The sequence below is a fragment of the Limnothrix redekei LRLZ20PSL1 genome (assembly GCF_043235035.1).
Classification (GTDB): domain Bacteria; phylum Cyanobacteriota; class Cyanobacteriia; order CACIAM-69d; family CACIAM-69d; genus CACIAM-69d.
Genome location: NZ_JAZAQF010000042.1, coordinates 1 through 13,561, shown reverse-complemented (window position 1 = coordinate 13,561; position 13,561 = coordinate 1). Strand labels below are relative to the sequence as shown.

14 protein-coding genes are annotated in these 13,561 nt (G+C 56.2%); 7 read left to right on the top strand and 7 right to left on the bottom strand.

Annotated features, from left to right (window positions below; genetic code table 11):
• Positions 1-774 precede the first annotated feature (774 nt).
• The 3 genes from VPK24_RS07090 to VPK24_RS07080 all read left to right on the top strand — a co-directional run bounded on the left by VPK24_RS07090 (position 775) and on the right by VPK24_RS07080 (position 3,608).
• Positions 775-1,575 (top strand): FkbM family methyltransferase, encoded by an 801-nt coding sequence (locus VPK24_RS07090; protein ID WP_393011674.1) that lies wholly within the window; start codon positions 775-777, stop codon positions 1,573-1,575.
• An 83-nt stretch (positions 1,576-1,658) separates the two neighbouring features.
• Positions 1,659-2,696, top strand: a complete 1,038-nt coding sequence (locus VPK24_RS07085) for an FkbM family methyltransferase (RefSeq protein WP_393011672.1) — start codon at positions 1,659-1,661, stop codon at positions 2,694-2,696.
• A gap of 69 nt (positions 2,697-2,765) precedes the next feature.
• Positions 2,766-3,608, top strand: a complete 843-nt coding sequence (locus tag VPK24_RS07080) for an FkbM family methyltransferase (protein ID WP_393011670.1) — start codon at positions 2,766-2,768, stop codon at positions 3,606-3,608.
• On the opposite strand, the gene cbiE is transcribed toward VPK24_RS07080, so the two are convergent.
• The 3 genes from cbiE to VPK24_RS07065 all read right to left on the bottom strand — a co-directional run bounded on the left by cbiE (position 3,595) and on the right by VPK24_RS07065 (position 6,756).
• Positions 3,595-4,920, bottom strand: a complete 1,326-nt coding sequence (gene cbiE, locus VPK24_RS07075) for a precorrin-6y C5,15-methyltransferase (decarboxylating) subunit CbiE (RefSeq protein ID WP_393011668.1) — start codon at positions 4,918-4,920, stop codon at positions 3,595-3,597. The genes VPK24_RS07080 and cbiE overlap by 14 nt on opposite strands.
• Positions 4,921-4,976: 56 nt before the next feature.
• On the bottom strand, positions 4,977-5,897 hold the full coding sequence (locus tag VPK24_RS07070; protein WP_393011666.1) for an SWIM zinc finger family protein: 921 nt from the start codon (positions 5,895-5,897) through the stop codon (positions 4,977-4,979).
• 88 nt (positions 5,898-5,985) lie between these two features.
• Positions 5,986-6,756, bottom strand: a complete 771-nt coding sequence (locus tag VPK24_RS07065; protein ID WP_393011664.1) for a Uma2 family endonuclease — start codon at positions 6,754-6,756, stop codon at positions 5,986-5,988.
• Positions 6,757-6,863: 107 nt separating this feature from the next.
• Between VPK24_RS07065 and VPK24_RS07060 the strand changes: the two genes are divergently transcribed.
• The 4 genes from VPK24_RS07060 (at position 6,864) to VPK24_RS07045 (ending at position 9,202) form a co-directional block, all read left to right on the top strand.
• Complete coding sequence (locus VPK24_RS07060) at positions 6,864-7,595, top strand: TrmH family RNA methyltransferase (RefSeq protein ID WP_393011662.1); 732 nt, start codon at positions 6,864-6,866, stop codon at positions 7,593-7,595.
• A gap of 133 nt (positions 7,596-7,728) precedes the next feature.
• Complete coding sequence (locus tag VPK24_RS07055; RefSeq protein ID WP_099534142.1) at positions 7,729-7,905, top strand: DUF3285 domain-containing protein; 177 nt, start codon at positions 7,729-7,731, stop codon at positions 7,903-7,905.
• A gap of 26 nt (positions 7,906-7,931) precedes the next feature.
• Positions 7,932-8,567, top strand: coding sequence for an rRNA maturation RNase YbeY (gene ybeY, locus VPK24_RS07050; protein ID WP_393011659.1), 636 nt, complete (start codon positions 7,932-7,934; stop codon positions 8,565-8,567).
• Positions 8,568-8,656: 89 nt separating this feature from the next.
• Entirely contained in the window at positions 8,657-9,202 is a 546-nt protein-coding gene (locus VPK24_RS07045) for a diacylglycerol kinase family protein (RefSeq protein WP_393011657.1), read from the top strand.
• 112 nt (positions 9,203-9,314) lie between these two features.
• Here VPK24_RS07045 and VPK24_RS07040 read toward each other — a convergent pair whose 3' ends face one another.
• From VPK24_RS07040 to VPK24_RS07025, 4 genes are all read right to left on the bottom strand, one after another.
• Positions 9,315-9,608 (bottom strand): DUF7734 family protein, encoded by a 294-nt coding sequence (locus tag VPK24_RS07040; RefSeq protein ID WP_099534049.1) that lies wholly within the window; start codon positions 9,606-9,608, stop codon positions 9,315-9,317.
• A 154-nt stretch (positions 9,609-9,762) separates the two neighbouring features.
• A complete protein-coding gene (locus tag VPK24_RS07035) occupies positions 9,763-11,274 on the bottom strand; it encodes a site-2 protease family protein (protein WP_393011655.1) in 1,512 nt (503 codons plus the stop codon).
• A gap of 86 nt (positions 11,275-11,360) precedes the next feature.
• The gene (gene murQ, locus VPK24_RS07030) at positions 11,361-12,302 is read right to left on the bottom strand and encodes an N-acetylmuramic acid 6-phosphate etherase (RefSeq protein ID WP_393011653.1); all 942 of its coding nucleotides are present in this window, start codon (positions 12,300-12,302) and stop codon (positions 11,361-11,363) included.
• A 73-nt stretch (positions 12,303-12,375) separates the two neighbouring features.
• Positions 12,376-13,185: a 16S rRNA (uracil(1498)-N(3))-methyltransferase gene (locus VPK24_RS07025; RefSeq protein WP_393011651.1), complete on the bottom strand. Its 810-nt coding sequence runs from the start codon at positions 13,183-13,185 to the stop codon at positions 12,376-12,378.
• Between the last annotated feature and the right edge of the window lie 376 nt (positions 13,186-13,561).

Here is a 13,561-nt window from a genome sequence, read left to right as displayed (position 1 = left end):
AGCACCCATCCTCCGGCATCAATCTCTTACCATCAATCTTCCAACGCCAACCCTGAAAAACAAACCCAAATGCTCGTCATCCATGGAGCCGGAAATTAACACTTAACTCGCAAGTTGCCTACCTCCCGATCGCCCGATCGCCATGGGGTGATGGAGGTAGGGACTGGGATTGATTGAATCTGGCAACGCTGGCAACCAAAGCATCCAAAAACAGGACACGGAATTATCGATTTCAAATCCCATTCCAAGGATAGGCGATCGCCTGAAAATTACTCCTGGTTGCGATCATTGCTTGAACCTCAGAAACAACTTTGGGATCTGAATTTTTAAAGTATCAAACATAACATTTGATGAAATTTGTAGATCAATCATTTCAGAATACTCTCAAACAAAATTAATCTAATTTCTGCCCACAATTTTTCAAATATTGCGTATACTTTTACTGTCATTGTCAAATCTATTTGATTAATCAGGATCTTAATTAAAATCTTGACTTAAATTCTGATCTGAATTTGTACTAAAGATCGAGTCTAAATCTGAATTTTGAATTTAAAATTCAGAGCTGGATTCAAATTTAGCTCAATTTAGATTTTGAATTGAGTTTAGATTTGGACTTTACCCCCACTAGCGATCCTGACTTCGATTGGTAACGGACTCATCCAATGTTTCCATGAATCACGCTCATGGAATGTGACCATAGAGAATGGACAGGGTCTGTGTTGATCAGTTGCTTGTGTTTTGACCTTTAGGTGATCTCAGTCAGTTCTACAATTTATGCCCAGCGATCAATTGTCAGAGTCTAGCCCAGGTTTCACCCTCCAAACCGCTGAACTAGACAATAAAACCTTCTATTGTGTTAACCCCGAAGAAGTTCCCATTGTCTACAGTCAGGTTCAACAATACTTCAGCTACAATCTGGCCCTAGAACCGGGAGCCGTGGTTTGGGATGTGGGTGCAAATGTTGGCTTGTTTGCCTTTTGGATGCAACAAACCTATCCCGGCGTTCAAATTTATTCCTTCGAGCCGGTTCCAATCCTTTTTCAAGCATTACAACAAAACCTTCCTAATATTGACTCAACCAATATTCAATGTTTTCCCTTTGGGTTGGGGCGTGAAGCAAAAACCGTTTCCTTCGCCTATCATCCCCATGCAACCGCCATGTCCACGGGATATCCCTACACGCCCGAAGAGCGGCTGGAGCTTCAGACCACCATTGGACAAAATCTGCCTCCCGATCAACTAGAAGCTTTTAAGCCAGTGCTCGATCGCTTCTTTGAATATCAACTCATTGAATGCCAGATTAAAACCGCTAGCGAAATCATCGAATCGCAACAAATTTCGAAGATTGACTTGCTCAAGATCGACGTGGAAAAGGCTGAATTGGATGTGTTACTGGGTTTCACTCCCGAAGATCTAGCAAAAGTGCAGCGTTTGGTGATTGAAGTTCACGATATTGATCATCGACTACAAACCATTCAGGAATTGCTCACCCAAAATCAGTTTCAAAACATTGAAATTGAACAAGAGCCGGGCCTTGCTGGATCCAACATCTATAACCTCCATGCTTGGCGTTAGTGGGTGCTCATTGGCGCTCAAATCATCGCTCAAATAATCAAGGGGCTAGTTCATTACTCCTTCTCTTCCTTCAGGAAAATGTCATGAGTCTGTCGGAACAAGAATCCTTTTCTCAAGATGACCAGACCCAAGATCAAGATTGGACTCTTGGATTGCTCGGTTACATCCAGAAAATAGCCCAATTTCTGCAAACGACAGCTCAGGGTCTCTTTCCATGGCTCCATCCCCTGTATTGTCTGCTGGTGTTTCCCCTTCAGCTTGTTTTGTATGGTGGAATTCGTTTAGCGGCTGCCCTGAAAACCAACCTTGCCCTACCCGTCGTCACCCGATACGGCAGTAAGATGCTGTGCCATTTTCCCGATTCCATTCAGGCTTGTATTTTCCTGTATGGCATTTGGGAGCCAGATATTTCTGCATTTATTGTGTCTGAAATGGCACCCACAGAAACATTTATTGATGTGGGGTGTCACGTGGGCTATCACGCCCTGTTGGCTTGCGAAATGGTTGGCGCTGAAGGTCGTGTGGTAGCCATTGAAGCATCACCGAGAACATTTCTCAAACTTCAAGAAAACCTAAAACTCAACCCCAAAAGCAGCAATATCCGTGCGCTGAATGTGGCTGTGACGGAAACACAAGGGCTGATTCCTCTCTATTTAGGCGCGGAGGGAATTGAAGGTTGGTCTAGCACGATTCCCCATCGCTCGCTGAGTGAAGAGTGCGTGATTTCTGGGGAGCCGTTGTCAACATTGCTGACTGCGGAAGAACTCAGAACTGCCCGAATGATCAAGATTGATGTGGAAGGTGCGGAGGCCGCAGCGCTGCGGGGGATGGTGCCAATTTTGGATCAACTTCGTGACGATGTTTTGATTCTAATTGAGTTAACACCGTTGCTGTGGCCAGAGGGCGATCGCGCTGCAAAAATGACCCATGAACAGGTGTTGAGTCCTTTCTTGGAGCGGGGCTTTTACCCGTATCACATCCACAATAACTATGGGCCTTGGCGGTTTTTAAATCCCGATCGAGTGGCCCGTCCCCAGCGAATCCATGGCGCAATTCGGGGGCATCGACTCACGGGACAAATCGATCTAGTTCTGTCCAAGCAAGACGCGGAGTATCTATGAAGATGTGAAGCATTGGCCCAAATCCCTAAGGTCTTCATAAATTGTCGATAATCCGTTGATCAACCAGCCATGACAGCAGTGATGAAAATCGCGACGGCTACCCTTCCGAATCAGGTGCAGTTGCAATGTCCAAATGCGGCAGAAGCCCTGGCAATTTATGAAGATTGCCAATGGTACTTCAAGCATGGTATTAAGCTGGAGCCGGGCGCAACAGTGGTGGATGTTGGTGCGCATGTGGGCATTTTTACGAGCATGGCTGCTGAACTTTGTCAGCGCAAAATGACTGCCTATGTGTTTGAACCCATCCCACAGCTTGCCTCATTGCTGACACAAAATATGGCTCAGTTGGAGCCGGCTGATGTGCAGATTTATAACTGCGCTTTGGGGAATACGACGGGAACAGCGGAGTTTGCTTTTCATCCCGAAACGCCCATGCTGTCCAGTGCTTTTCCCGATGAAACCGATCGGGAATATATTGACTTTCGGGAAACCTTGATTCGCAATTCCAGTGGCCCCGATGTGCCGGAGCGATTGCAGGCGCTCAGCAAAATTCCTCGGTTTCTGCGGGGCTTTTTGCTAGACCAAACCCTGAAGAAGCATTTTCGTCATGAGCGCTTAAGCTGTCCTGTCTATCGCCTAGATCAAATTCCTTCAATGCAGTCCATTCCTAGGATTGACCTCCTCAAAATTAATGCGGAAAAGTCAGAGGAAATGATTTTTCAGGGGTTGGAGCAACTTTGGAGTGTGATTCAACAGGTTGTGGTGGAGGTGCATGATTTGGACGGGCGACTAGACCGACTGCGCAACCACCTCACATCCCAGGGGTTTGCGCATGTTGATTGTGACCAGATGGATATCCTGAAAGGGTCTCAGGTTTATTTGCTTTACGCGACTCGATCTAGCGCAGCGTAATGGTGGCCAAGATCACTGGGTTGAGGGGCGACCAGCGACAGAGCGGCCCGATCGGGACGGCTTGGGCGAGGCTGACCTGAAGCCAGCGCACTTGCCAACCGGTTTGGTGCGACACCCAGTCGAGGAGGGTGGCTTGGTTGTCGAGGGTGGCCAGGGCCACCACCATGCGCCCGTTAACGGCCATGCGGGGAGCACACCAGTCGAGAATTGAACCAAGGCGGCCGTCGCTGCCACCGATGAAGACCCGATCGGGGGCGGGCAGGGGCCGCAGGGCTTCCGGGGCTTTGCCTTTGATGGCGGTGAGGTTGCTGGTTTGGAACCGTTCAATGTTGCGCTCAATGAGGCTGATGCCAGCGGGGGTTTGCTCGATCGCGTAGATGCGGGAGTGGGGGCAAAGCCGCGCCATTTCGATCGACACGGAACCGGTTCCCGCGCCGATGTCCCAAACGGTTTGGTTCGGTTGCAGGGCCAATTCCGCCAAAATTTGCACCCGCACTTCTCGCTTGGTCATCAGTCCGGGGCGATCGGGAAAGCTGCAAAAGTCGCCGTCGGCAATGCCCAAGAGGGGTAGGGCGGCGCGATCGATCCCCTCGGCGTTGGGGATTCGCTCCAAAATCACCACGTTGAGGTTGGCAAACAACTCGCCGCTAATTTCCGTGAGGGCCGCTTCGTCCAGAACCCATGACTGGGTGCGTTCTTCGGGCGCTCCCAGATTTTCACAAACCCAAAGCCGATAGCGCACGGGCAGCCGCAAACTCAGCACCAATCGGGCGATCGCCCCTGGATGACTGACCCCATCGGTCAAAACCGCCAGTTTTTCCACGCCCTGACGCAACAGGCGCACGGCCCCATCGAGCGATCGGCCATGGGCACTGAACACCACCGCATCTTGCCAGGGGAGCTTGACCCGGGCAAATGCGAGCTGCACGGAACTGGGGTGGGGGGTGAAGTCCAGCCAGTGGGCCGGCAGTTTTTCCAACAGAAATCGACCAATCCCGAAAAAGAGCGGATCGCCGGAAGCCAAAACCACCACTAACCGAGGCTCCGATTCCGTTGCTTGGGTGATCATGTGGGCCCGAATGACGGCCACCACATCATCCAAATCTCCCAGCACAACGGTTTCGGCGGTGGCTTGCGGAAACAGGGCCAATTGCCGGGCGCTGCCCACTAGTAAGGTGGCTTCCGCAATGAGCGATCGGGCCTGCTCACTCAGACCGGCGGCCCCGTCCAAGCCAATGCCCACCACCTGCACGGGCGCGGGCGGCCCGATCGGGCGTTCACCGCGCACCGAACCATTCAGGGGGGTGGTCATGGCATTGCCTCCAGAACGATAGAACCAGCGCGAGGACAGACGGTGAGGGCGGAGGGTTAGGACAGGGCCGCCACGGTGGCCGCCTGGCCTGCCGTTCGATATACATCTTCCAGGTATTGGGTCACCACTTTTTGGGTCGATCGATTGTCCGTGGTGCCGTCCGTCGGTAAGGGTAAGGGCCCCAAGAGGCTGAGGGGGGTGTCACCATCGGCCGGCGGCGTAATGACCACCAGGGACGGTTCTAAGGGTTGGTCATAGTCCCAAAACTGCTGGAGGTTCACGGGGACGGTGGCCGGGGCGATCGGGGTTTGTGGGTCGATCGGCTCCAGGGCGATCGGCTCACTGGCGACAACGGGCTCAGGCAGTTCCGCCACCAGGCGCGATCGCACCTCCCGCAATGCTTTGAGCAACTGTTGCTGAGTGCGGCCCCGCAGTTGAAACAACACAAAGGGATCATCACTGAACCGATCGCCCAGCAGGTAATACACCGCGCCGATGTGTTTGCAGGGGTTCGCCTTGTCCGGACAGGTGCATTGGCTGTGAATGTCGCCCAAGGCAAAGGGAAACAGGGACAGACCGTTGGTGGCAAAGGCCCGCTCGATCGACTGGGGCATTTCACCCGCCAACAGCTTGGCCGCAAAACCCGCCTGTTGGGCCAGGGTTTCCGCCACCGCCGCCCAATCCTCATCGGTGAACGGGTCGATCGACAGGGACACACGATAGGGTTCCGGTTCCGTGCCCTGAACGCGGGCAATCACCTTGGCATTTTTAAAATCAATACTGAGCACATGGCCTTGGCGAGCATAGTCCCGGGCCCGTTCCAGCCGCTTCTTGAAGCGATAGCCATTGAGCAGATCTAGCCAACGCTCCACCCACCATTCCCGGGCGATCGAGGAGTCTGCCTCGGTGGTGAGGGTGGCCGGCGAGGAGTTGAAGTGACGGCCGGCTGAGTCTTGCTCAAAATCCTTCAAGGGCATAGCAAACAAGGGGCAAAGAAGGCTGTCCGATGGTATCACCATCGGCCCATACATCCTTTGAAAATGCCCGTTGATTACGGAGAGTACGTTAAAGCTGGTCGGGGTTGATTCCTTGGGCTCGAAGCAGGGCCGCCAGGCGATCGGCCCGTTGGCGTTCCTGCTCTGCCCGTTGGCGTTCTTGGCTGGCCAAGTCCACCGCCGCCTGACGCTCCTGGTCGAGTTCCACAAAACTTAAAAATGGCCGGCCATCGGGTCGAATCAAAGCCAACCGGTCGGCGCTTAGGTGGAATTGCACCGCTGTGCGGGGACTTGTCCAGGTTTGCCCAAACTCCACTTCTGACAGTTGGCTGGTTTCGGGCGATCGCACCCAAACGGTTAACTCATTGCGCCCATAGTCGTAGAGGTAATATTCCTCAACGCCAAAGCGATCATAAAACTGAAATTTCTTGAGCATTTCGCCAAACCGATTGCCCGGCGACAGAATTTCCACCACCACTTGCGGCGCAATTCCCGCTTCTCGCCATTGCAAATAGGAACTGCGCGGGCCCTTGGGCCGCCCAAACACAACCATGGTGTCGGGGGCTTGCCGCTGTTTGGGGTCGCCCTCCACGGGATACCAAAGCAAGTCGCCGGCCACAAACACCTGTGGATCTTGCGCAAACAGCAGCTCTAGGTTGGCTTTGAACTTGGCAATCCAGTCAAAATGCTCAGTGTTCTCAGCCATGGGCTGTCCATCACAGGAAGGGTACTGCCGTTCGATCGCTCGGTGCTCGGCGGGGCTTGGGTTGAAGGCTGGATCTGGACGATCGCCCGGCCGATGAGCGGAGGAAGCCTGGGAAACCTCAGTGCTGATAACCATGCTGATGGCAACCTCTGGGAGATAGGCACAGATTGACTTCATTTTAGCGAGGGGCGAAGCCGGGGGCGATCGCCTTATGATGGGCAGGTTCTGCCGATCGCTTGCCCATGCCCGCTGCTGCCATTGACCTTGACCGTTTGACCCCGACCGATCGCCAGGCTTTGATCGATCATCTCTGCACCTTTGTCACGCCCGATCGCTGGGGGCGAATTCAGTCGGTCATTGCCCAGCGCACCCGCCAAATCACCGTGGTGCTGGAGGATCTTTATCAACCTCACAACGCCAGTGCTGTGCTGCGCAGTTGCGATGGCTTCGGCATTCAAGATGTGCATGTGATTGAAACGCGCAATCAGTTTGCACCGAACCGGGGGGTGAGCATTGGGGCCGATCGCTGGTTAACCCTGCGGCACTACCGAGAAGCCGCGTCGGCCCCTGGCCCCTCGAACACGGCCCGCTGTTTGCAAGATCTCAAAGCCAAGGGCTATACGCTGGTGGCCACCACGCCCCACGAACGCAGCACCACCATTCAGGCTGTGCCCATCGATCGTCCCTTGGCCATTTTGTTTGGCACAGAGCTGACGGGCCTCACGCCGGAAGCCTTGGAACTGGCGGATCACTACGCGGTGATTCCGATGTTTGGCTTCAGCGAAAGCTTCAACATTTCCGTGAGTGTGGCCCTGTGCCTCTATGACCTGACCACCCGGTTGCGGGCCGATCGCCCTGATTGGGCCCTGGATGCGGCAGCCCAGGCCCAATTGCAACTGGATTGGCTCGTGAAGTCCCTGAAGGCGGGCGATCAATTGGTGATGCAATTTGGGCGCGATCGGGGATGGATTTAGGGGAGGTCGATCGGTCGCGGCCAATCTTGCTCCTGTACCATTGACGATCGAGCGGGGCGGTGACCCCAGGGCCACCCGCAACGCCACTCGATTCAATCTCTTCCCAATCCGCAAGCTTTTCCAGAGTTTTTCCATGGCTCCCGAAACCGAAACGCCCCCCAACCTTTCCCCCTCGGAACCACCGCCTAGCTACGTGAAGTTAGCCATGCGGAACATGGTGCGCAAGGGGGGCAAATCCCTCCAGCACTTTGCCCTCACCACGATCGTCCTGTTGGGGGCGTTGGTGGGCTTGGCTTATCTCACCCGCTAGGATTCGCTCTCCCGAGGCCCAAAACCATGCGTGAATTTGAAATGGAGCTGGCGGAAGTGGACGACGACGCACCGATTTATGTCTGTGTGCAGGATGAGCCAACGGGCTACAGTCCCCTAACCGTGACGATCGCGGACAGCACTTGGCAAAGTTGGTTTGAAACCTGGTTGGCTCAGTTGGATGCCCGATCGCCCCAGGACATGCCCTATTTGGCGGATCAGGCGGATGAGGCGGGTCAACTGCCGTCGCTGGAACTGAGCCTGCGATTAACGGGCGATCGGGAAATCCATCAACTGAATTCGGAGTTTCGCCAGGTCGATCGACCCACGGATGTGCTGGCCTTTGCGGCCTTGGAGTGGGAAGCGCCCGAGGTGGATTTTGCCGACCTCGAAGAGGTGGACGATGCAGAGTTGGGGGACTGGGCGATCGAGCTGGGCGATGTGGTGATTTCCGTGGAAACGGCCCAACGCCAAGCCACCGAAGCGGGCCATGACCTAACCACGGAGTTAGCCTGGTTGGCGGCCCATGGATTCTTGCACCTGTTGGGTTGGGATCACCCCACGGAGCCGGAACTCAACCAAATGCTCGATCGGCAAACGGCCCTGCTCCAAGCGGTTGGATTGACCCCGCAGGTTGATCGCGCCAAGCTATTGGCCGGATAACAATCCATGGGCCAGGTTCCGGGCAAATTCCGCCCCTGGACTGGCTGATGGGTGGCTCGCCGACCGGTTGCTCCTGTTAATTTTTGATCTTGTTGAGATTCCGCCGACTCCTGCTGTCTGTTTTCCGTCGCGCCGCCTTGGATGTTCCGTCGCGTGCCCGTCGGTTTCCCCGTCATCCGTCGTCAGCCTTGATGAACGATTCACAGAAACCCCAAAAACCTTCACCATCCGCCACCCGCCGCGACCAAGCTTGGAAAATTGCCCCCAATCTGCTGATTAGCTTTCGCTATGCCGGTGCGGGGTTGGTGCATACGTTTTTGACCCAACGCAATTTCCGTCTCCATACGGTGGTGGCGGTGGTGGCGATCGGGCTGGGAGTGGGGTTGCAGCGGCCCCCGGTTGAGCTGGCCTTGGTGGGTTTAACGATCGGGCTGGTGTTGGCGCTGGAGTTGTTAAATACGGCGATCGAGTCGGTGGTGGATCTGACCGTGGGCAAGAACTACCACGACTTGGCCAAGGTCGCCAAGGACTGTGCAGCGGCGGCCGTGTTGATGGCGGCGATCGTGGCGGTGTTGGTGGGAGTGGTGTTGTTGGTGCCGCCGCTGCTGGTTACCTTGGGCTGGTGGGGAGTCTGAAAACCAGTCTCACTGTCAAAGCGCCACGATTAGACTCTGAATTTCCAAAACCAGTAATTTCCAAAACCAGTAATTTCCAAAACCGGCAGCTAACCGTTGGCTGGCCGAACAACTAGCAATCGGCCGCCGCCAGCAGCGCATCCACATGATCGATCGAGAGGCCCTGGTCAAGATAGCGCGGTTCCGTGGGCTTGAAAGGGGCCATGGCCCGATCGACCGCTGTAATCGTGGCATCAGGCGGCAAAACCGGCACATCCGGATCAAAAGCCGTGGGGCGCATTAGGGAGCTAGAAAAGCCCTTAAACACCATCACCTGATCCGGCTCGCCATCCACGATCGCATGGACAATCCAAACTTCGGTCGATCGCCCTTGGGTGTAGCGTTCCAGTCGTTGCAACAGGGTCATAGGGGGGTCTCCTGTGAATGGATCTTCTGGAGAAGCATTTCAAGAGCGGCAACCCACATCAGCAATCATCAATCAATCAATCATCAATCAATGAAGTGCTTGTGAATTGCTCGAACCCATGAAGTCTTGAGATTGGGAAGTCTTGAGATTGACTCTAGCCGCCAATGCCCAACCGCCCGGCCAGGCTGGGGGTGAGGGGCAACAGGGTCGCCACCATCAAAAACAACATCAACAGTCCCAACGCAGCGCGGGCATCGTCCGGCTCCGACAGTTCTTCCAAGGCGGGCCGCTCCAAGTCGCGCACCAAAAAGGCAATCACCAAGGCCCAATAGAGCGCCAACGGCGTGGCCAGCGAAGCTAAAGCCAACACCACCACTGTCCCGATCGTGGTGCGGCGGGCGGTTTTGCGGCCATAGATCGCTTGGACAATGCGCCCCCCATCCAATTGACCAGCGGGCATGAGGTTAATGGCCGTAATCACCAACCCTAACCACCCGATCGCCACGAGGGGGTGAATATCCACCAAGGAGTCCTGGAGCTTGGCCCCCAGCACCAGCTTGGCCAGGGTTCCCACCAAAATGGAGCCTTGGAAAAATTCCGAGGAAATTTGGAAGGGGCTGCCCGGCCCCGACAGCTCCAACCCCACCAACAACAGCAACAGGGACAGGGTTCCACCCGCCACCGGCCCCGCCAAGGCAATATCACAAAGGCTTTGGCGGTTGGGCAGCAAAGATTCAAACCGGTTAAAGGCCCCAAAGGAGCCGATCTGCCAAACGGGGAGGAAGTAGGGCAAGCTGAGTTTGACGTTCAGTTTGCGAGCCAGGATTTGGTGACCCAGTTCATGAACGCCCAAAATTGACAGCAGCCCCAGGGCGATCGGGAGGCTATCCATCACCCGATCGGGCGTGGAGAACAGGTCAAACCCTTGCAGCAACCCGGCCGACTCCAGACAGGTGGCGATCGTGGCGATCATCAGGGCCACCGCAAACAGCTTTTGTCCCAAGGAAGCGGGTTTGGGATCCGTGCTGCTGGGCAACACCACAAAGGTTGGCCGCTCGTCGGGCCCTTCCACCAAAAACAGCCGGTAGCGATCGCCCAGGCGTTCTGCCAGCTTTTGGCTTAAGTGGGCATGAACTTTCGCCGGTTCCCCGCGTAGGTTGCCCTTCAGGATTGCACCTTCCTGGTAGGGCACGGTTTCGGTGATGAAAAATGTGTCAATGCCAAAGATGCCTTGAATGGTTTTTAGGTCTTCAGCGGGGATGGGAACCACCTCCGGCATTCCGGGCAGGGGTGGCGTGGGCGGTTTGGGGGCGGCGGCCCCTTCGATCGCGGCCGATTCCGCATCGGGGGTGGTTTCCGGATGGGCCAAGGCCGAGAGGTTTGGGGGCGGTAACTCCTTCGCTGCGGCCCGCAGTCGGTTGCCCAGGAAGATATACAACCCCGTGGACAGGGCCAACACCAACAAAATGCCCGCCAGGTTGAGATAAACGCCGGCCGCAAACAGCGCAAAGAAGGCCAACCAGGGCAACATCAGCGCCACCGATTGCAGCCAAGCCAGAATGCCCAGCTTGCCGAAGGGGCGGGCCCGGTAAAACCCCCAGCCGAGAATGACAAGGGCGGCGAGGGCGATCGCGCTGGTTGCCAAATTTTCGGAGGCAAGGGGCATGGCGGTTTCCGGTCTCAGTTCAGGAATGCAGTACGCCCCATCCTATCGCAGTTGCTTGGCCGGGGCGGATCGGGATTGCCGAACCGTTACGCGGGGCTGCTGGCGCTTTGAGCTAAGGTCACGGCCTGCCGCAGTTGGCCGCCCCCTTGGGTAAGGAACTGTTCTGCTTGGGGTCGATCGACTCCGGCCCAATGCATCAACAGGGCGGTTTTGACGCGGTTGCCCGATCGATCCAGCAGATCTTCCGCCTCGGCACGGTTCAGGCTAGCCAAGTCGCGCACCATGCGCACCGCCCGATCGCGGAGCTTACTGTTGGTGACTGACACATCCACCATCCGATTGCCATAGACCTTGCCCAGCTTGACCATGGCCCCGGTGGACAGGATATTCAGGGCCATTTTGGTCACGGTTCCTGACTTCAGCCGGGTGGAACCGGCCAAGATTTCTGGCCCCACCAGCAATCGCAAATCCACATCCACCGAGCCACTGGGCGGCGGCACTTGGTCGATCGGGACGCAGGCCAAAAAGACCGTTTTCGCTCCCCGGCGGGCCGCTTCGATCAACGCGCCTTGGACGTAGGGGGTTGTGCCGCCGGCCGTGATTCCCACCACCAGATCCCGATCGCCCACCGATCGCTCGGCCATGGCTGCGGCCCCATCTTCTGCCCGATCTTCCAAGGCTTCGGAACTGCGCAATAGGGCCGGCGGCCCCCCGGCAATGATGCCCTGCACCAGTTCGGGATCCGTGCAAAAGGTGGGTGGACATTCCGACGCATCCAGCACCCCCAGCCGGCCGCTGGTGCCTGCGCCGATATAAAACAGTCGCCCGCCCTGGGCCAAGGCCGCTGCCGCGAGGTCGATCGCCCGGGCCAGGGGTTCCCGCGCTTGGGCGATCGCTGCCAGGGTTTTGGCATCTTCCTGGTTAAACAAATCCACCAGCTCCAAGGAAGACAGTTGATCCAGTGCCTCGCTGTTGGGGTTAGCCTGTTCCGTCAGCAAATGGCCTCGGTCGATCGCAGCAGCACACATGGCAAATTTCCACCCAATTCTAGATATCCCGCAATCATATGAAGTGAGCGGCCCAGCGGGGAATGATCAGGGGTTAATCAACTTCTGAGGGGGCCAGCTCATGGGCGATCGTTTCGCCCCAAGCATTCACAATCGCCAGAGCCGCCAACGGAGCCGTCACGGCCCGCAAAACCCGCCCACCCAAAGAAACCACCTGCCAACCGGCCGCTAAGGCCTGGTCTACCTCCGCTGGAGTCCAGCCTCCCTCTGGCCCCACTGCCAGGGCGATCGCCCGTGGAGATTGGGATTGCGCTGAAGTGGGGGCTGAAGTTGGGTTGGGCACAGAATCAGCCAGCAATTGCAAAGCCTGCCAAAGGTGGGGAGCCGATCGCCGGGCCACGCAAAGAAACCGCCCGTCGTGTTCGACCATCTGGGCGATCGCGGCGGGCCAAGCCAGCGGCTCGGTCACCGTCGGGATTGCGGCTCGCTCGGATTGCTCGGCGGCCTCTCGGGCAATGCGTCGCCACCGCTCCAGCCGGTTGCCATTGGGTTGCATCAGGGTGCGATCGCTCAGCACCGGCACAATCTCCGTTACGCCCAACTCCGTCGCCTGCCGCACCACCTCATCAAACCCCGATCCCTTGGGCAAAGCCGCCAACAGCGTGAGGGTTTGGATGGGTTCGATCGGCTCCGGCAGGGGTTTCAGGGCGGTGGCTCCCGTGGGTTCGAGACCAACCAACCACCAACGGCTTTCCCCGATCGGCTCCGGCAGCAGGGCCACCAGTCGATCGCCCGGTTCCAACCGCAACACCCGCCGCAGATAGCGATCTTGGTCGGCGGTGAACTGAATTTGGCCCTCATGCCATTGGGCCGGGTCGATCGCCAAGCGTTGGAGTTCCTTCATGCTGAAAAAGGCTTAATTGGGCGTTGTCTTGAAGGTGGATTGAACGTTGATTGAGTGCGGATTGAGCGCTGATTGAACGCTGAGTGAACGTTAATAGCAGTTAATTGCACATCAATAGCAGTTAATTGCACATCGATCGAACGTTGATTGTGCAGAGGGTGAAACGGGATTGAATCGCCAGAAATTGCCTGAAAAAGCGTTGATGAGGAAAAGATCGAGCGAAAAGAGATTAAAAATGATTGCTAACTCAGAGCTAATTTATAAAGAGAAGCTAAAGCCGACTTGGCAGCTCTAAATCCGGTTTTAGGCTAGACCTACCCGAAGCATCACCCAGCTCATGAGTCGTCTCCCGGTCATTGCCAATCCTACCCGCAAA